An 18,543-nucleotide genomic window follows, 5' to 3' on the forward strand; every position below is an offset into this window, starting at 1 on the left:
CGGCAGGTAGGGGACGCCGAGGATGCGGGCCAGGAACTTCAGGTCGCCGATCTTCGGATAGACTGCCGCGCGCGTCGTCGTCGGGGTCGTGGGGCCGGCGGCCCCTCAGGTCGTCGTCGAACGGCAGGTCGAACGGGTCGGGGGGACGCTTGCGCGGCGAGTCGTCCGGCGCCCCTGGGCGGCCCGCCCCGTCAGAACGGGCAGAGCCCCCTCGCCCTGCCCGCCCCGGACCGCCCGGCGTACGACGAGCGGCGCCGGGCCCTCCAGGAGAGCCGGCGCCGCCAGCGCCGCGGCCGGGACCCTGTCCCCTGCCGCCTGAATCCCTCACCGCTCCGGGACCGCCTGGTCACTCGGCTCGCCCTTGTCCCATGTCCGCAGGTTCTTGTCCGGGTGGTAGCCCTGCGCCTCGGCGCGGCCCGCGATGTTCTGGGGCTGCATCTTGCGCTCGTACTCCAGCCGGAGCGCCTCCGCCTCCTGCTGGGCCACCGCGATCTCCTCGCGCAGCTTGGCGTCGGTGATGGCGTCGCGGTTGAGCATGATGTTGAGCAGCAGCAGGCTCACCAGCCCACCGCACATCAACCCGACGACGAGCAGCACGAACGGCGCCCGCTGCCGCTTGGTCGAGGGCCGCCGCGCGGCGGGACGGCGCGCGGCGCTCTCGCCGGGACGCGCGGCCGCCGGCCGCCGGTCGCCGGTGTCAGGACGGGGCCGCGGCTTGGTCTGGTGCGAGACGCCCGGCCTGCGCGTGCCCGGCTTGGGCATGGCGCGGCGGACGGGCGCGACCCGGCCGGTCTCCTGCTCAATCGTCAACGCGGATCCTCTCTGCCGCCCGTAGCCGGGCCGAGGCCGCCCGCGGGTTGCGGGCGAGCTCTTCATCGCTGGGGAGCTCGGCTCCCCTCGTCAGCAGGCGGAACCTCGGCTGGTGTGCCGGTAGCGGGACGGGCAGCCCTGGCGGGCTGGTGTCCTTGGTTCGCGCCGTGAGGGCCTGCTTGGTGAGCCGGTCCTCAAGGGAGTGGTAGGAGAGCACGACGACCCGCCCACCCAGCGCCAGCGCGTCGAGCGCCGCGGGCAGCGCCGCCTCCAGGGCGGACAGCTCCGCGTTGACCTCGATGCGCAGCGCCTGGAAAGTCCTCTTGGCGGGGTTGCCGCCGGTGCGCCTGGTCGCCGCGGGGATCGCGTCGCGCACGATGTCGGCGAGTCTCTTGGTGGAGGTGATGGGCTCCTTGGCGCGTTCCTTGACGATAAGCCCCGCGACCCTCGGCGCGAAACGTTCCTCGCCGTAGTCGCGCAGGATTCGTACCAGGTCAGCGGCCGGATAGGTGTTGACCACCCGCTCGGCCGTCAGCTCCTGGTCGGTGTCCATGCGCATGTCGAGCGGGGCGTCGTAGGAGTAGGCGAAGCCGCGTTCGGCCTCGTCGAGCTGCGGCGAGGAGACGCCGAGGTCGAACAGCACGCCGTGGACCGTGGGATGCCCGGCCTCGGCGACGATCTGGGCCAGGTCGCCGGAGGAGGCGTGGACCAGGGTGGTGCGGCCCGCGTAGGGGGCGAGCCTGCGGGTGGAGAAGTCGATCGCGAACGGGTCGCGGTCGATCCCGATCAGGTGCAGGGAGGGGAAGGCGGCGAGCAGGGCCTCGGAGTGGCCGCCGAGCCCGAGATTGGCGTCGACGACGACCGGCTCCGGCCCCGACAGCGCCGGGCCCAGCAGCTCCAGTACGCGGTCGAGCATCACCGGAACGTGACCGCCCGTGCCTGCGTTGTCGTCCAACTCCAACCCCCCCTCTCGCGTCCTGCTCGCGGATGAACGCGTATCGGTCAATCGTCAGTCATTCCTGGGTCCCCACCCGGCGCCGTCCGGCCAGGTCCCCATCCGCACCCTCTTCGTGGACGCCCGCCCTCTGACACCGGGGAAGGTGCATCAGTTGGCAGGCAGTGGTTGCGGGTGGAGACCTCGCCGAACGACATCACCGACGGATCGACCGTGGTCACTACAAGATCCCTGGCAGCACCTCCTCCGACAGATCGGCGAACGCCTGCTCCTGCGCGTTGAGATAGGTGTCCCAAGCCTGCGAGTCCCAGATCTCCAGCCGGGTGTTGGCCCCGATGACGACGCAGTCACGCTCCAGGCCGGCGTATTGACGCAGGCTCTGCGGGATCGTGACGCGTCCTTGCTTGTCTGGTTTCTCGTCGGACGCGCTGGCGAAGAAGACGCGGCTGTAGTCACGCACCGCCTTGGCGGTGACCGGGGCGGTGCTGAGAGCCTCGGTTATGCGCTGGAACTCCTCTACTGGAAAGACGTAGAGGCATCGCTCCTGGCCTTTGGTGATCACAAGACCCTCCGCCAGCTCCTCACGGTACTTAGCCGGCAGGAACAGCCGTCCCTTGTCGTCAAGACGCGGTTGATGGGTGCCGAGGAACATCGGCGCCACCTCCCGTGCCTCAGCGAAGCGCTCAGCGCTGGTGCACCGGGCCCTCCACTGCGCACCACCATACTCCACTTCTCCCCACCGTCAACTGATTCGAACCGTCTTCATCATCAGTTTCCGTTGCGTTACCGCAGGTCAGAGCGGTGGAGCGGGAGTGGGGGGCGCCGGGGGGCGGGCCAACCCTCATGGGCGTGTCGAGGGTTGGAAAGGCCGGCGGTATAGGGGCTTCCGGCGGGCGCGAAGGCGGGCGTGGAGGAAAGTGGGGCGGCCGAGGGGGTCAGTGTCACGGGATTCGCACTGCTATGCGACAAGAACAGGAACATCAGCGGGGTTCCCTGGAATATCCACAAATGTCGCTCAAGAACCCGCAGCGTCGTAGGGTCGTACAGACAATGGAAAAGGAATGGCATGGCTCCCGTAATGGCACCGTGCGGGACAGCCGTCGCACTATGGAGGCCTGGTGGCACTAACCCATGACGTCCCTCCCCAGCTTGACGAGCTGGTCTCCACCGCCCACCGAATTCGGCAGGCCATCGAGTCGGTGATCGAGGGAAAGAGCGACGCCGTCCGTCTCACGCTGACCGTCCTGCTCGCCGAGGGCCACCTTTTGATCGAGGACGTGCCGGGCGTCGGCAAGACGATGCTCGCCAAGGCCCTGGCGCGGTCCATCGACTGCCCGGTGCGCCGCGTGCAGTTCACGCCCGACCTGTTGCCCAGTGACATCACCGGGGTCAGCGCCTACAACCAGCAGACGCGCGAGTTCGAGTTCAAGCCCGGACCGGTGTTCGCCAACATCGTCGTGGGCGACGAGATCAACCGCGCCTCCCCCAAGACGCAGTCGGCGTTGCTGGAGTGCATGGAGGAGCACCAGGTCACCGTGGACGGCGTGACGTACCCCCTGGACGCCCCCTTCATGGTGATCGCCACCCAGAACCCCATCGAGATGGAGGGCACCTATCCCCTCCCCGAGGCCCAGCGCGACCGGTTCACCGCCCGGGTCGCCATGGGCTACCCGGAGCCGACCGCCGAGCTGGAGATGCTCGACGTGCACGGCAGCACCTCGCCGCTGGACAAGCTGGAGCCGGTCGCCACGACCGCCGAGGTGCGCGCCCTGATCGAGGCCGTGCGCGGCGTGTACGTCTCGCAGCCGGTCAAGAAGTACGCCATCGACCTCGTCGTGGCCACCCGCCACTCCCCCGACCTGCGGCTGGGCGCCTCTCCCCGGTCCACGCTGCAGCTCGTCCGCGCGGCCAGGGCGCACGCGGCGCTGGCCGGACGCGACTACGTCATCCCCGACGACCTGCAGGACCTGGCCGTGCCCGTGCTGGCGCACCGGCTGCTGCCCAGCGTCGAGGCCCAGGGCCAGCGCCGTCTGCCCGAGCAGGTGGTGACCGACCTCGTCAGGCGGGTGCCGGTGCCGGAGACGCGAGCGTCGTGAGGGCCGGACTGCGGGCGCTGACCTCCCGCGGCAGGTCGTTCCTGGCCTCGGGGATCGCGGCGCTGCTGATGGCGCTGATCCTGGGCGAGAACGACCTGTTCAGGATCGGCGTGCTGGTCACGGCGCTGCCGCTGCTGGCCGCGCTGGTGGTGGCACGTACCAGGTACCGGCTGAGCTGCGCGCGGAGGCTGGACCCGCCCAGGGCGGAGGTGGGCGGGGAGGCCACGGTGACGCTGCGCCTGGAGAACGTGACCAGGCTGCCGACCGGGCTGCTGCTGATCGAGGACACCGTGCCGTACGCGCTGGGCGTGCGGCCGCGGTTCGTGCTCGACCGGGTCGAGTCGAAGGGCGTGCGGGAGATCGACTACCGGGTCCGGTCCGACCTGCGCGGCAGGTACACGATCGGCCCGCTGTCGGTGCGCATCGCCGACCCGTTCGGGCTGGTGGAGCTGACGCGGGCGTTCACGATCAGCGACACGCTCGTGGTGACGCCGCAGGTGGTGGCGTTGCCGCACGTACGGCTGTCGGGCGAGTGGACGGGCGGCGGCGACAGCCGCACCAGGAGCGTGGCCGCGGCCGGCGACGACGACGTGGCGCCGCGCGAGTACCGGCAGGGCGACGACCTGCGCCGGGTGCACTGGCGCTCGACCGCCCGGCACGGCGAGCTGATGGTGCGCCGCGAGGAGCAGCAGTGGCAGAGCCGCGGCGCGCTCCTGCTGGACACCCGCAGGCACGCCCACCGCGGCGAGGGCCCGCGCTCGTCCTTCGAGGTGGCGGTCTCGGCCGCGGCCTCGATCGGGGTGCACCTCGCCCACGAGGGCCTGGGCCTGCGGCTGGTGACCGACCAGGGCGCCGAGCACCTGACCGACCAGGGGCTCAGCTACTCGCTGCTGGACACGCTCGCCGTGGTGCGGCACAGCTCGGCCCGCTCGCTGGAGATGGGCATCTCGGCCCTGCGCCAGGGCGGCGGCGACGGCCTGATCGTGGCCGTGCTCGGCGCGCTCGACCCCGAGGAGGCCAGGGAACTGGCCAGGCTGCGGCACAGCGGCGTCACCGGTGTCGCGGTCCTGCTCGACGCCGGCACCTGGGAGGGCGCCGGCCGGGGCTCGCACGAGAACTTCGACGCCGTTCAGGGCGTCCTGGCCGGTTACGGGTGGCGGATCGTCCGCCTGCCGGCCGGCACCTCCATCGCCTCGGTCTGGCCGGACGCCGCCAACCGCGGCAGGTTCGCGCTCAACCCCACGGGAGGTGCGGCATGAGGCTGACGGCCGCCTCGGGTGTGGCCGCGTTCGCCGCGGCGATCCTGCTCTATCCGCTCTTCCAGGGCGGCGCCTGGTTCTGGACGTCGCTCGGCGCGGTGCTGGCCGTGATGGCCGCCGGGCTGCTCAGCTCGCGCCTGTCGTTGCCCGCCTGGGCCGCGCCGCTGGCCGGGCTGGCCGCGTTATGGATCTTCCTGACCGTGGTCTTCGCCGCCGGCAAGGCGTGGGCGCTGGTGATCCCGACCAAGGAGTCGGTGTGGGAGCTGGGCCAGCTGCTCGGGGTCGGCTGGGCCGACATCCAGCGCTACGCCGCGCCCGTGCCGCCCACGGACGGCATCACGCTGCTGACCGCGGGCGGCGTGGGCGTCATCGCGATCACCGTGGACCTGCTCGCCGCGCGGCTGCGGCGGGCGGCGCTGGCCGGGCTGCCGCTGCTGGCGCTGGCCACGGTCCCGGCGACGATCCTGGCCGAGCCGATCAGCTGGCCCGCCTTCATCATCGCCGCGCTCGGCTTCGTCAGCCTGCTGATCGCCGACGGGCGCGAGCGGGTGGGCCACTGGGGACGGGCGGTGCTCGTCCGCCGGACCAGGTCGGCGACCGGGCCGCGGCCGGACACCGGCGGGGCCAGGGCCGACACCAGCGGGCTGCGGCTGTCGGGCAAGCGCATCGGGTTCGCCGCCATCGCGCTGGCCGTGCTGCTGCCCGCCGCGCTGCCGGTGATGGAGCCGGTCTCCTTCTTCCAGTTCGGCGTGGGCGGCCGGGGCGGCGGCAAGGGCAACTCGATCAGCATCGCGAGCCCGATCGCGAGCCTGCGGGGGCAGCTCGAACTGCCCGAGCGGCGCGTGGTGCTCACCTACAACAACAACGACGACAAGCCCAGGTACCTGCGGATCTACGCGCTGGACACCTTCGACGGCCAGCAGTTCGGCATGACCGAGCCGAAGGGCTCGCCGGACAACAGGACGGACAACGGCCCGCTGCCGCCGCCTCCGGGGCTGAGCGCGAGCACGAAGGTCAGCAACGTCGTCACCAGGATCCGGATGAGCGACGAGATCGAGCGGCTGCAGTTCCTGCCGCTGCCGTACCCGCCGCGGCAGATCCGGGTGGACGGCGACTGGCGCGCCGACGTGGGCACGCTGATGGTCTTCTCCATCCCCGACGAGGCGGCCGGCCTGGAGTACGAGGTCGCCACCAGCGAGCCGGCCGCCACGCCGGAGCTGCTGGAGTCGCTGGAGGGCGTCCAGCCGAGCGTGGACCGGCGGTACCTGAAGCTGCCGGAGAACCTGCCGCCGGAGATCGTCCGGCTGGCGCGTTCGCTGACCGCGCAGACCAACTCCAATTACGAGGCCGCGGTGAAGCTCCAGCAGTTCTTCACCAAGGACGGCGACTTCCGCTACGACCTGCGGACCCAGGGCCACGGCAACTCCGCGCTGCGCGACTTCCTGCTGCGCGACCGCACGGGCTACTGCGAGCAGTTCGCGGCCTCGATGGCGGTGCTGGCCAGGATCGTCGGCATCCCGTCGCGGGTGGCGATCGGCTACACCGGCGGCACGAAGGCCGGCGACAACTGGACGGTCACCACCGGCGACTCGCACTCCTGGCCCGAGCTGTACTTCGAGGGCGTGGGCTGGCTGCCGTTCGAGCCGACGCCGTCCGGGTCGCTGGGGCAGGGCAGCGCGCGGGTGCCGGACTACACGGTCCCGCCGGCGCCTTCGACGACGCCGTCCACCTCGCCGACCAGCGGCGCGACCGAGTCCGGCGCCGACGACCCGATCAACCCCTCCACCCGGCGCAACCCGCGCGAGCTCGACCGTGAGGGCCTGATCGCCACGGGCGGCCTGCCGCCGGACGACTCGATGCCGCTGATCGGCAAGCTCGGCATCGGCGCGGGCGCGTTGCTGCTGCTCCTGCTGGTCCCGGCGGCGCTGCGGCTGCTCACCAGGAACCGGCGGGTGCGCGCGCTGGGCTGGAAGGTCTCGCAGCCGGCCGACGACCTGACGGCCAGGATCGCGACCGCCCACCATCCGTCGATCGCGGCCGTGTGGGCCGAGCTGGACGACGTGCTGTGCGACTACGGCATGACCCGCGGCGCCAGCGAGACCCCGCGGGCGCTGGCCCGGCGGCTGAGCGAGCAGTACGAGTTCGACGCCGAGTCGGCGGCCGCCATGACGGCCATCGCGACGACGGTCGAGCGGGTGCTGTTCGCCAGGGACCCGGGCACGATCGGGCCCATGAGAAAGGACCTGCGCAAGGTGCGGCAGGCCCTGGCGGCGACGGTGTCGCGGGGACGGCGGATGCGGGCGGTGCTGCTGCCGCCCTCGACGCTGCGGCGGCTGCGGGCGCTGGGCGAGCGTCTGCTGGACGGCTTCGACCTGCTGGAGAACATCAGGCTGCGGCGGACGGCGGCCCACAAGGGCGCCTGAGCCGCCTGCCCAGGACCGAGCGTGCGGTCGCTCCCCGGAAGGGGAACGGCCGCACGTTCGCGTAGGGCGGAAGGCTCGGGGCCGGCGAGAAGCTGCTCAGAGGTCAGCGCTCGTCGTGACGACGGCGCCAGCGCTCCTCCATGCGCTCCATGAAGGTGCCCCGGCCGGCGCGCCGGGGCTGCCTGCCCGCGCCGCCCGCGCCCGGGGCCGGCGGCGAGTCGCCGAACCCGTTCATGCGCTTCCAGCTGGACAGACCCCACAGACACGCGGCGAGCATGACCACGAAACCGCCGACGCCGAGCGGGATCTGACTCATGACCACGCCGACCATCATGATCACGACGCCGAGCGCAAAGCCGATGGAGGCTTTGATCAGGCGACGCTTGTAATGGCTGCGCGGGTCACTGATCCTTACGGTGTTGGCCCACTTCGGGTCCTCGGCGTAGAGGGCCTGCTCGATCTGGTCGAGCAAGCGCTGCTCGTGCTCAGAGAGCGGCACGGCGCCTCCCAAGGACAGCCCCAGGACGGGGAAGACGGCAACGGACGACACGGGGTGTCCGAACCTCGCGGTCGGTTATCCCCAGAATACGAGGCTGTAGACGTAGGCGAAAGCAAACGTCCAACGCAGACCAAACCGGAGGTGACGTCATGGCTCCATTGTGGACCATCTCGCACCCCTTCCCCCAAAATCGCGACATCCTTCTCCTACCCGACTGACCGATCAAGTAGGACATGGGCGTCATGTCTCTATTTCATCAAGCTTGCCACGTACCAGCGACGCTGGGAGCACCGCATCGGGGCCAAATCTCCGGATCGCCTTGTCCATCGCCTGTTCGGCCTCGCGCCAGCCGGTCTCGCGCTCGCCGAGACCGAGCTGATGGGTGGCCTCGCCGGCCGGGCGCAGGTTCTCCATCCGGACCCCGACCAGGCGCAGGCGCACCCGCTGGAGACCGGCGGCCGCGAACAGCTCGCAGGCGGTGGCGTAGATCACCTGGGCCACGTCGGTCGGCTCCCGCAGGGTGCGCGACCGGGTGATCGTGGTGAAATCGGCCCGGCGCAGCTTCACACTTACAGTTCTGCCCACGTGTCCGCCCTTACGCATCCGGGCCGCCACGCGCTCGGCCAGGCGCAGCAGCTCGCGCCGGATCACCTCGGGATCGTCGACGTCGGCCGCGAAGGTCTCCTCGTTGCCGATGCTCTTGTCGGGCACGTGCGCGGTCACCGGACGCTCGTCGCGCCCCCAGGCCAGCGTCGCCAGGTGGCCGCCGACGGCCTGCCCGAGCTCGCGCTGGAGCGTGCCCAGCGGCACCCTGGCCAGGTCGCCGACGGTGCGGATGCCGAGCCGGACGAGGGACTGCTCGGTGCGCTCCCCCACGCCCCACAAGGCCGAGACCGGCAGCGGGTGGAGGAAGTCGACCACCTGTCCTTCTGGCACCACCAGCAGGCCGTCGGGCTTGCACTGCTTGGAGGCCAGCTTTGCCACGAATTTGCTGGAGGCCACCCCCACCGAGCAGGTGATGCCGTAGCGGTCGAGGACCTGCTCCCTGATCATGGCGGCGATCGCCGCGGGCGGGCCGAGCCGCCGCCGGGCGCCGCCGACGTCGAGGAACGCCTCGTCGGAGGCGATCGGCTCGACCAGCGGGGTGATCGAGTGGAAGATCTCCATGACGCCCCGGGAGACCTCGGAGTACTTGCCGTGGCTGGGCGGGATGATCGTGGCCTGCGGGCACAAGCGGCGCGCCCTGCTCATCGGCATCGCCGAGTGGACGCCGAACGCCCTGGCCTCGTAGGTGGCGCTGAGCACGACGCCGCGCCCGGCCGGCGAGCCGACGATCACCGGGCGGCCCCGCAGCTCCGGCCGTTCCAGCAGCTCGACGCTGGCGAAGAAGGCGTCCATGTCGACGTGGAGAATCGGGCAGCCGCTGTCATCGGCCCCGGTCCGCGGCGCGGGGCCGATGCCTGTGATCTGCTTGCGGGACACGCCTGCGAGTCTATCCGAACAGACGTTCCAGACTAGGGGCGGTGGCCGAGGACGTGCACCTGGGTGGCGACGTCCCGCAGCACGGGGTGGACGGCCGCGGCCTGCTCCAGCGCCGCGAGCGCGTCGGCCGCGCCGGGCTCGCCGTCGACGAGCCGGCTGGGCACCAGGTCGGCGAAGACCCGCACGCCGTGGACCGCGCCGACGGTGAAGCCCGTGGCGGTCAGCAGCTGCGCCAGGGTCTCGGCGGTGAAACGCCGCGGCGTGGGGTCGCGGTCGCCCCACGTGCCGCGCGGATCGGACAGCACGGCCCTGGCCTCGTCGAACTGCCCGGCCAGCGCCCGGTGGATCGCGCTGGCCACGGGGTTGGCGGCCAGCACGCTGACGGCGCCACCCGGGCGCAGCAGCCCGGCGACGGCGGCCAGCGCGCCGGTGGGGTCGTCGACGTACTCCAGGACGCTGTGGCACAGGACCAGGTCGGCGCTGTCGCGGTCGAGCAGGTCGCCGAGGTCGGCGGTGTCGCCCTGCAGGCCGCGCACGCCCACGCCCTTCTCCTTGGCCCGGCGCTCCAGCGCGGCCAGCGAGTCGGGGCTGGGGTCGACGACGGTGACGGTGTGGCCGAGCTCGGCCAGCGGCACGGCGAACCCGCCGGTGCCCCCGCCGGCGTCGACGATGTCGAGCGTGGCCCGGCCGACGGCCTCGGCACGCTCGGCCAGCACCGACCGCAACGCGCCCCACACGACGGCGGTGCGCACCGCCGGGGTCTTCGTGGTGACGCCTTCTGCTCGCAACGTCGGCTCGCCTCTCTCTCCTCCGCGGGCGGCCCTCGCCCTGTGCGGACGGGCCCAGCCTACGCCGTACGCGCCGTCGCCCGCAGGCCGGACCCTAACCGTCGAAGGCCGCCGCGATCCGCTTCGGCGCCCGCAGCCGCCAGGCGTCGGTCAGCAGCTCGGCCAGCTCGCCGGACGCCACGGCCGCCAGGCGCACCAGCACCACGGCGTGCCCGTCGTAGTGGGGTGTGGAGAAGAACGTGCCGGGGACGGCGGCGATCAGCTCGTGCTTGAGCTCCACGCCGCCCACCGGCACGGCGAGCACGCCGTCCTCCTGCGTGATCCGGGCGAACCACCTGCCGCGCACGTAGAAGGCGGGCGTGCCGTACATGGGTTTCTCGGCGGTCTCGGGGAGCGCCAGGGCGAGGGCGCGCACCTCGTCTTCGGTCACCATGGGACCGATGCTCACACAGAAGCCGGACAAGGCCGGACAGGGCCGGAAAAGGGCGCGTCGCGCAGGGCCGGAAAAGGGCGCGTCGCGGCTGGTGACGCGCCACTTCCCCGGACCGCTCACGGCCCCGCGGCCGGGGACCGCACCGGAAGGCCGCGCGCCGGCGCGCCTTCCGCCGCCTCTCCGCGAGCCGTACGGACCGTCTGAGTGGAACGTACTCCGAAACGGCCTTCGCGGCCTTTGTCTAAAGGGTGAGGCTTGGCTTGAGTTGCTTGAACCGGGCCAGCAGGCCGTTGATGAACTGCGGCGACTCGTCGGTCGACAGCTCGCCCGCCAGGTGCACCCACTCGCTGATGACCACGCCCTCCGGCACGTCGGGCATCCACAGCAGCTCGTACGTGCCGCCGCGCAGCAGGTTGCGGTCGACCGCGGGCATGCGGTCGAGAGTCCAGCCCTCGGAGTAGGTGGTGATCAGCTCGTCGATACGGGCATGGTGGCGGGCGACGCCCTCGACGATGGTCGAGGTGTACTCGTTGACCGGCGGCTCCTGCCGCTCGACGCGCTCGGCGAGGATTTTCAGCGGATCCTCAGAGCGCAGCTCGGCCTCGAAGAGGATGTCAAGGGCGCGCCTGCGTGCTTTGCCGCGTGCAGACACCTCAGGCCCGGCCGAGGTATTCGCCGCTGCGGGTGTCGACCTTGACCTTCTCGCCGGTGGTGATGAACAGCGGCACCTTGATCTCGGCGCCGGTCTCCAGCGTGGCGGGCTTGGTGCCGCCGGTGGAGCGGTCGCCCTGCAGGCCCGGCTCCGTGTTGGAGATCAGCAGCTCGACCGCGGCGGGCAGGTCGACGTAGAGCGCCGAGCCCTCGTTGAAGGCGATCGTGGCGAGGGTGTTCTCCAGCATGTAGTTGGCGGCGGTGCCGACGGTGCGGGCGGGCACGTTGACCATGTCGTAGGTCTCGGTGTCCATGAAGACGAAGTCGTCGCCGTCCTTGTAGGAGTACTGCATCTCGCGCTTGTCGACGTTGGCCACATCGACCTTCACGCCGGCGTTGAAGGTCTTGTCGACGACCTTGCCGGAGAGGACGTTCTTGAGCTTGGTGCGCACGAACGCGCCGCCCTTGCCCGGCTTGACGTGCTGGAACTCGACAACGCTCCAGAGCTCACCGCCCTCGAGCTTCAGCACCATGCCGTTCTTGAGGTCGTTGGTCGTCGCCACTCGTTCTCTCCCGCGTGTGGCCGCTCTAAAGGACGAGCAGCTCCTTGGTGGTCTTGGTGAAAAGTTCCGGCCCGCCCTCGCGGGTCACGAGGGTGTCCTCGATGCGAACCCCGCCCCGCTCGGGGAGGTAGATCCCAGGCTCGACGGTGATCGGAACTCGATCCTCTAGTCTACCGGTCCTGGAGGGGCCCAGGAACGGGTCCTCGTGGATCTCCAGGCCGACGCCGTGGCCCAGGCCGTGCCGGAAGTGCTCGCCGTGGCCCGCCGCCTCGATCAGGCCGCGGGCGGCGGCGTCGACGTCCTTGGCCCGGGCCCCCGGGGTCAGGGCGTGCCGGCCGGCCCGCTGGGCGCGCCTGACCAGGTCGTACAGGTCGCGCTGCCAGGCGGCGGGCGCGCCCAGGCAGACCGTCCTGGTCATGTCGGCGTGGTAGCCGTGGTACCGGGCGCCGAAGTCCATCGTGACCAGGTCGCCGGCGCGCAGCTCGCGGTCGGTGGGGGCGTGGTGCGGGATCGCGCCGTTCTCGCCGGCGGCGACGATCGTGTCGAACGCCGGCTTGTCGGCGCCCAGCTCGGTCATGCGGTTGTCGAGGAGGCGGGCCAGGGCGCGCTCGGTGAGGCCCGGCGCGATCAGCGGGAGCACGTCGGCGAAGGCCTGGTCGGTCAGGGCGCAGGCGGTGCGGATGAGCTCCAGCTCGGCCTCGTCCTTGACCGCGCGCAGCTCCTCGACCAGCGGGCCGAGCGGCACCAGGCGCCCGCCCCCGTTCTCTTCCAGGTCCGCCTCCAGACGGCGGAAGGTCGCCACGGTCATCGCGGCGGCCTCGATGCCCACGCCCGGCGCGGCCAGCCGGCCGGCCACGTCGGGCGCCTCGACCGCGGGCACGTCCAGGGCGCGGGTCTTGTCGATGTAGCGGTTGTCGGTCGCCAGCAGCGCCGAGCCGTCCGCCCTGACCAGGACGGCCGCGTTCGAGCTGACCAGCCCGGTGAGGTAGCGGACGTTGACGGGGGAGGTGACGAGGAGCGCGGGGACCTCGTGGGCGGGCAGCGCGGCGGCCAGGCGTGCCCGGCGCGCCGCGTGGTCGATGGTCATCCCGCCAATGTACGCGCGCCCCGGCCCCTCCCCCACCGGTCAGGAGAGGGGGAGGCACGGGCCTCCCGTCCCCCGTCACGGTCAGGACAGGGCGAAGTCGTCCAGGAAGGAGGCGAGCGGGCCCGACAGGGGGACGTCGCCCTTCACCTGGGCCTTGCGCAGGTCCCGGTAGACGCCGGCGATCTGGCCGCGGGCGGGCTCGAAGTGGCCGTCCTGGAGCTTCTTGGCGGCCTTCCTGAGCTTGTCGTGGACCTTCTCGGCGACATGGGGGTCGATGTCGCCGATGTCCTCCTGGGCCGTCACCGCCTCGTCGAACTTCACCAGCCAGTGGTCCCAGCCGCCCGCCGGGGTCTGCCCGGAGCCCAGGGTCGCCTTGGGGCCGACGGTCTGGACCAGGCTGGTGGCGGTGTCGCCCGGGGTGAGGTCGGTGGGGCTGGATCGGGGCGGCTCGGAGGTCGGGCCGGCGGTCGGCGTGACCTCCGGCGTCAGGACGGGCGTGGGTGGCGTGCTCGTGCTCGGCTCGGCCACCGGGGTCTCCTTGCGCGAGCCCGCCCACATCACCATGGCGACGGCCACCACCGCGATGACCGCGACGGCGATGCCCATCTGGATCAGCAGCTTGTTCCCGGTACGCGGCGGCGCCGGGTCCAGCTCGGCGGACTCGTAGACGGCGGTGTCACCGGCCCGCGGGACGCCGTTGAAGTCGTAGACCCGGGTGTCGCCCGGCCGGCCGGCCGGGGCTCCAGCGGGATTCGGGGCGGTGCTCGGGGCCGCGCCGGGCCGGGCGATGGCGGCCAGGGCCCGGCGGACGGGCTCGCCGCCCGAGGGCCGCCTGGCGGGGTCGGGCGCGAGCATCGCGAGGACGAGCCGGTCCAGCTCGGCGGGGATCTCGGGCCGGATCGCACTGGGCGGGACGACCCCCTGCCCAGCCCCCCCGGGGGCCTCGGTTCCGGGGGCCGAAGCTCCGGGGGCCTCGGTTCCAGGGGCGGAGGGTGGGGACGGCGGGGTGGCGCGCATGCCGGTCACCGGCAGGTCAGGGGCGGCGGCGGGCGGGCGGCCGCAGAGGAGCTCGTAGCAGACGGCGCCGAGCGCGTACAGGTCGGCGGCGGCCGTGGCGGGACGGCCGGAGGCCCGCTCAGGGGCCAGGTAGCGGCGCTCGGCCTGGGACGGCTCCTCGTCCGGCAGCCCGAACCCGACGACCTTCAGCACGCCGCTGGCCGCCCGCCGGAAGCTGCCGGAGTCGATCTGCCCGTGGAACACCCCGGCGCGGTGCGCGGCGTCCAGCCCGGCGGCCGCCTGGCCGACCAGGTCGCACACCTCGACGATCGGCAGGGGCCCCTCAGCCGCCAGGTCCTCCCCCACGCTGGTCCCGGTGAGGAACTCGGTCACCAGGAAGGGGGCGCCCTCCTGGTCGCCCACGTCGAGGACCATGGCCACGTTGGGGTGGATCACCCTGGCCACCGCCTGCGCGTGCTGCTTCAGCGACTCCCTCGCGGCCTCGCCGGCCGCGCCCGCGCCCAGGATCTTCACGGCCACGACCCAGTCGGCGCGGGTGTCGTAGGCTCGCCACACCTCACCCATCGGACCGCTGCCGATGAGCTCGTCAAGCCGGTACCGGTCGGCGACCATCGAAGGCGTAGCGTCGGACATATCCCCGCCAAAAACTCGAAAAGTGGGTTATTTCCGACCCACCATAGGGCCCCCCAGGCCCTCCCCGCCCCATGATCCACACTTCGCACCCCCCGTCCCGGAGGGGGGAGAGAGAGATCGTCAGCGCCACGGCCGACGTGACACGCCGCCCCGTGGGGCCCTCGCCCGCGGCGGCGCTGTGCGAGGCCCTGGGTTGTCGGCCCGGCGATCTGCGCACCTACGAGTGAGGGCGGGTGGCCGTACGGCCACCCGCCCTCGCTCGAATTCCGGTCAGGCCGTCGCGGGCTCCGGCGCGCGCGGCGTGCGGGCGGCCGAGGCCGGGGCGTCGTCGAGCGGCTGCGGCGGCGCGTTGAAGACCGCCTCGTCCAGACGGCCCTCGGAGCGGGCCACCAGGACCGGGACGACCATCTGGCCGGCCACGTTGGTCGCGGTGCGGATCATGTCGAGGATCGGGTCGATCGCCAGCAGCAGGCCGACGCCTTCGAGCGGCAGGCCCAGCGTGCTCAGCGTGAGCGTCAGCATGACGATCGCGCCGGTCAGACCGGCGGTGGCGGCCGAGCCGACGACCGAGACGAACGCGATCAGCAGGTAGTCCCCCACCCCGAGGTGCACGCCGAACACCTGGGCCACGAAGATCGCGGCGAGCGCCGGGTAGACCGAGGCGCAGCCGTCCATCTTGGTGGTGGCGCCGAAGGGCACCGCGAAGGAGGCGTAGTCACGGTCCACGCCGTTGCGCTCGACGGTGACGCGCTGGGTCAGGGGCAGCGTGCCGACCGAGGAACGGGAGACGAAGGCCAGCTCGATGGCGGGCCAGGCGTTGCGGAAGAACGTGATCGGGTTGACCTTGCCCCAGACCGCGAGCAGCGTCGGGTAGACGGCCAGCAGGACGATGAAGCAGCCGACGTACACGCCGACGCTGAACTTGGCCAGCGGGGCCAGCAGGTCCCAGCCGTACGTGGAGACGGCCTTGCCGATGAGGCCGGCGGTGCCGATCGGGGCCAGGCGGATGACCCACCACAGGGCCTTCTGCACCAGTTCGAGCACCGAACGGCTGAGGTTGAGGAACGGCTCGGCCTTCTCGCCCACCGCCAGGGCCGCCGCGCCGAGGACGACACCCAGGAAGACGATCTGGAGGACGTTCACCTCGGTGAAGGCCGTGACGATGTTGGTGGGCAGGATGCCGGTGACGAAGTCGAGCCAGGTGCCGGCGCCCTCGGTGTCGATGGCCTTGGCCGCGCCGGTGTCCAGGGTGACGCCCTGGCCCGGGTTGATGATCAGGCCGAGCGCGATCGCGAAGGCCACCGAGACGAACGCGGTGATCAGGAACCACAGCAGGGTCTTGGAGGCCAGACGGGCGGCGCCGTTGACGTTGCGCAGGTTGGCCACGCTGACCAGCACGGCGGTGAACACCAGCGGCGGCACGGCGAGCTTGAGGAGCTGGACGAAGATCTTGCCGACCTGGGTCAGCGTCTCGGCCAGCCAGGCCACGTCCCAGATCTTGGCGACGAACCCCAGGGCGACGCCGACGGCCAGGCCGAGCAGCAGCTGAAGGGAGAAGGTGAATCTCTTCACGGGAGGAAGGCTCCGGAAGTCAGGCATGCCACGGCGAAGGGGGGCATGCGGGTGAGGAAGGGGGGAGTCTGGGGGACGCGCCGATCAGCGACAGAGGGATCCGTGCAGACGGCACAGATCCACGTGCAGACGCTCGACGAGCCGCACGATGACCACAGAGAACCTCACGAGGACGTACAACACCATGCGAAACGGGGCATATTCCCGCTCGGCACTGTGACGTGCGTCATACCCCTTCCGGAGCCCGTCCGATCAGGCGGCCAGCTCCTTGACCTTCTCCAGCAGGCGGACGCGCTCCTCGTGGGTACGGCCGAGCGGCGCGACGTTGAGCGTCGTCACCCCCGACTCCTTCAGCGCCGCGATCCGGTCGCGGACGAAGCCCTCGCTGCCGATCAGCGACATGTTCTCCAGCAGCTCGGCGGGCACCAGCGCGGCGGCCTCGTCCTTCTTGCCCTCCAGGTAGAGGTCCTGGATCTGCTCGGCCTCCTTCTCGTAGCCGTAGCGCCGGGCCAGGTCGTTGTAGAAGTTCTTGCCCTTGGCGCCCATGCCGCCGATGTACAGGGCGGCCATCGCCCGGCCGAAGTCGCGCAGCCCGGCCACGTCGTCGCCGATGGCCAGCGCCGCCTGGGCGATCACGTCGAGCTCGCCCAGCTCGGGGTCGCGCTTCGCCCGGCCGGCGGCCAGCGAGGGGCCCCACACGTCGGCGGCCTTCTCCGGGTAGTAGAAGATCGGCTCCCAGCCCTCGGCCAGCTCGGCGGTCATCTCCACGTTCTTGGGGCCGATGGCGGCGACCACGATCGGGATGCGCGGGCGCACCGGGTGATTGATGATCTTCAGCGGCTTGCCCAGGCCGGTGCCCTCGCCGGCGGGCAGCGGCACCTGGTAGTTGCGGCCCGCGTGCTCCAGCCGCTCGCGCCGCCACACCTTGCGGCAGATCTCGATGACCTCCCGGGTACGCCCGATCGGCGCGGTGTACGGCACCCCGTGGAAGCCCTCGATGACCTGCGGCCCGGACGTCCCGATGCCCAGCGTGAAGCGCCCGTCGGAGACGAAGTCCATGCCCGCGGCGGTCATGGCCAGCAACGTCGGCGTGCGGGAGTAGATCGGCAGGATGCCCGAGGCGATCTGCACCCGCTCGGTCCTGGCCGCGATGTACCCCATCTGGCTGACGGCGTCGAAGCTGTACGCCTCGGCCACGAAGACGATGTCGAGGCCCGCCTTCTCGTAGTCGGCCAGCTCGGCGACCGTCTCCTTGAAACCGCCCGAGTAGTTGAGTGCCATACCGATGCGCATGCCGGGCTCCCGATGAACCGAATGTTGTTCCGTTGCGACGTCAACAGGTTAGCGTGTCGGCGTGTCGCGCGGCGAAGCACTAGCCTGGTTCGGGTGCTGAGCCGGGTCGTCGTCATCGCCTCCGCCGTGGTCGCCCTGGCCCTGGCGGGTCATTCGCTGATCCCGTCGCTCGGCGGCTTCACGCCGGTCCTGGAGAGCCTGCTCCCCTGGATGGGGGTGGCGGTGCCGCTGCTGCTGCTCCTCGCCCTGCTGGCCCGGTCCAGGGCGGCCGCGCTCGCGGCGCTGGCGCCCGGCCTGGTGTGGGCGGCGATGTTCGGCTCCACGCTGCTGGCCGCGCCGCCCGGCGGCCCCAGCGACCTGGCCGTCGGCACGGTCAACGTCGGCGTGCGCAACAGCGCCTCCGGTGAGGCGGTCAAGGCCATCGCCGAGGAGCTCGACCTGCTGGCCGCCCAGGAGCTGACCCCCGGCGGGCCCGCGGCCAAGCAGCTCAACAAGATGTTCCGCTACCACTACCCGGTCAGCACGGTCGGCCTGTGGAGCCGCTACCCGATCAGCGAGACCAGTCCGCTCGACGTCGGCATGGGCTGGCCGCGGGCGCTGCGCGCGGTGGTGAGCACCCCCAAGGGCAAGGTCACCGTCTACGTCATGCACCTGGCCTCGGCCAGGCCCGGCCACACCGCCTCCCGCGACGCCTCCCTGGCCCACGCCCGCCGGCTCGTCGACGCCGACCCCAGCAAGCGCGTCCTGCTGCTCGGCGACCTCAACACCGCCACCACCGACCGCGGCATGCGCGGGCTGACCCCGCCCCTGACCGACGCCCAGAGCGTGGCCGGCGACGGGTTCGGGTTCACCTGGCCCGCCGAGTTCCCGATCACCCGGCCCGACCACATCCTGTTCAGGGGCATGACGGCGACCAAGGCGGGGGTGGCCCCGGCGACCGGCAGCGACCACCGCGCGGCGATCGCCTCGCTGCGCTTCTAGC

The 18,543-nt window shown here is 71.8% G+C and carries 17 protein-coding genes; 4 read left to right on the forward strand and 13 right to left on the reverse strand.

What is annotated here, in order from left to right; all coding sequences use genetic code 11:
- Positions 1-324 precede the first annotated feature (324 nt).
- The 3 genes from ftsL to mraZ form a co-directional block, all read right to left on the reverse strand.
- Positions 325-810 carry a cell division protein FtsL gene (ftsL, locus tag ABT158_RS14085; protein WP_352353148.1) on the reverse strand — a complete coding sequence of 162 codons (486 nt, stop codon included), beginning with the start codon at positions 808-810 and terminating at the stop codon, positions 325-327.
- Complete coding sequence (rsmH, locus tag ABT158_RS14090; protein WP_502911531.1) at positions 800-1,726, reverse strand: 16S rRNA (cytosine(1402)-N(4))-methyltransferase RsmH; 927 nt, start codon at positions 1,724-1,726, stop codon at positions 800-802. The genes ftsL and rsmH overlap by 11 nt, the downstream gene beginning before the upstream one ends.
- A gap of 259 nt (positions 1,727-1,985) precedes the next feature.
- A complete protein-coding gene (gene mraZ, locus ABT158_RS14095) occupies positions 1,986-2,417 on the reverse strand; it encodes a division/cell wall cluster transcriptional repressor MraZ (RefSeq protein ID WP_352326976.1) in 432 nt (143 codons plus the stop codon).
- A gap of 466 nt (positions 2,418-2,883) precedes the next feature.
- On the opposite strand from mraZ, the gene ABT158_RS14100 reads away from it, so the two are divergent.
- Genes ABT158_RS14100 through ABT158_RS14110 form a run of 3 tightly spaced genes read left to right on the forward strand, consistent with a single transcriptional unit; the run spans position 2,884 to position 7,543 of the window.
- Positions 2,884-3,861 (forward strand): AAA family ATPase, encoded by a 978-nt coding sequence (locus tag ABT158_RS14100; protein ID WP_352326975.1) that lies wholly within the window; start codon positions 2,884-2,886, stop codon positions 3,859-3,861.
- Entirely contained in the window at positions 3,858-5,120 is a 1,263-nt protein-coding gene (locus tag ABT158_RS14105) for a DUF58 domain-containing protein (protein ID WP_352353150.1), read from the forward strand. Before ABT158_RS14100 ends, ABT158_RS14105 begins: the two co-directional genes overlap by 4 nt.
- A complete protein-coding gene (locus ABT158_RS14110) occupies positions 5,117-7,543 on the forward strand; it encodes a transglutaminase TgpA family protein (protein ID WP_352353151.1) in 2,427 nt (808 codons plus the stop codon). Before ABT158_RS14105 ends, ABT158_RS14110 begins: the two co-directional genes overlap by 4 nt.
- A 103-nt stretch (positions 7,544-7,646) precedes the next feature.
- Here ABT158_RS14110 and ABT158_RS14115 read toward each other — a convergent pair whose 3' ends face one another.
- The 10 genes from ABT158_RS14115 to ABT158_RS14160 all read right to left on the reverse strand — a co-directional run bounded on the left by ABT158_RS14115 (position 7,647) and on the right by ABT158_RS14160 (position 17,561).
- The gene (locus tag ABT158_RS14115) at positions 7,647-8,042 is read right to left on the reverse strand and encodes an SCO2097 family morphological protein (protein ID WP_352326972.1); all 396 of its coding nucleotides are present in this window, start codon (positions 8,040-8,042) and stop codon (positions 7,647-7,649) included.
- Positions 8,043-8,282: 240 nt separating this feature from the next.
- Entirely contained in the window at positions 8,283-9,524 is a 1,242-nt protein-coding gene (gene dinB / locus ABT158_RS14120) for a DNA polymerase IV (RefSeq protein ID WP_352353152.1), read from the reverse strand.
- A gap of 32 nt (positions 9,525-9,556) precedes the next feature.
- Complete coding sequence (locus tag ABT158_RS14125; RefSeq protein WP_352353153.1) at positions 9,557-10,312, reverse strand: methyltransferase domain-containing protein; 756 nt, start codon at positions 10,310-10,312, stop codon at positions 9,557-9,559.
- 94 nt (positions 10,313-10,406) lie between these two features.
- Positions 10,407-10,745 (reverse strand): MmcQ/YjbR family DNA-binding protein, encoded by a 339-nt coding sequence (locus ABT158_RS14130; protein ID WP_352353154.1) that lies wholly within the window; start codon positions 10,743-10,745, stop codon positions 10,407-10,409.
- Between the two features lie 241 nt (positions 10,746-10,986).
- On the reverse strand, positions 10,987-11,397 hold the full coding sequence (nusB, locus tag ABT158_RS14135) for a transcription antitermination factor NusB (protein ID WP_352353155.1): 411 nt from the start codon (positions 11,395-11,397) through the stop codon (positions 10,987-10,989).
- A 1-nt stretch (position 11,398) separates the two neighbouring features.
- Positions 11,399-11,959 carry an elongation factor P gene (gene efp, locus ABT158_RS14140; protein WP_352326968.1) on the reverse strand — a complete coding sequence of 187 codons (561 nt, stop codon included), beginning with the start codon at positions 11,957-11,959 and terminating at the stop codon, positions 11,399-11,401.
- Between the two features lie 25 nt (positions 11,960-11,984).
- On the reverse strand, positions 11,985-13,046 hold the full coding sequence (locus ABT158_RS14145) for a M24 family metallopeptidase (protein WP_352353156.1): 1,062 nt from the start codon (positions 13,044-13,046) through the stop codon (positions 11,985-11,987).
- Between the two features lie 81 nt (positions 13,047-13,127).
- A complete protein-coding gene (locus ABT158_RS14150; RefSeq protein ID WP_352353157.1) occupies positions 13,128-14,696 on the reverse strand; it encodes a serine/threonine-protein kinase in 1,569 nt (522 codons plus the stop codon).
- Between the two features lie 270 nt (positions 14,697-14,966).
- Positions 14,967-16,268 (reverse strand): dicarboxylate/amino acid:cation symporter, encoded by a 1,302-nt coding sequence (locus ABT158_RS14155; protein WP_352353158.1) that lies wholly within the window; start codon positions 16,266-16,268, stop codon positions 14,967-14,969.
- Positions 16,269-16,520: 252 nt separating this feature from the next.
- Positions 16,521-17,561 carry an LLM class F420-dependent oxidoreductase gene (locus ABT158_RS14160; protein WP_352353159.1) on the reverse strand — a complete coding sequence of 347 codons (1,041 nt, stop codon included), beginning with the start codon at positions 17,559-17,561 and terminating at the stop codon, positions 16,521-16,523.
- A 93-nt stretch (positions 17,562-17,654) separates the two neighbouring features.
- On the opposite strand from ABT158_RS14160, the gene ABT158_RS14165 reads away from it, so the two are divergent.
- The gene (locus ABT158_RS14165) at positions 17,655-18,542 is read left to right on the forward strand and encodes an endonuclease/exonuclease/phosphatase family protein (RefSeq protein WP_352353160.1); all 888 of its coding nucleotides are present in this window, start codon (positions 17,655-17,657) and stop codon (positions 18,540-18,542) included.
- Position 18,543: the final 1 nt, after the last annotated feature.

Origin of the sequence: Nonomuraea sp. NPDC001636, from assembly GCF_040298265.1 — a bacterium.
Lineage (GTDB): Bacteria > Actinomycetota > Actinomycetes > Streptosporangiales > Streptosporangiaceae > Nonomuraea.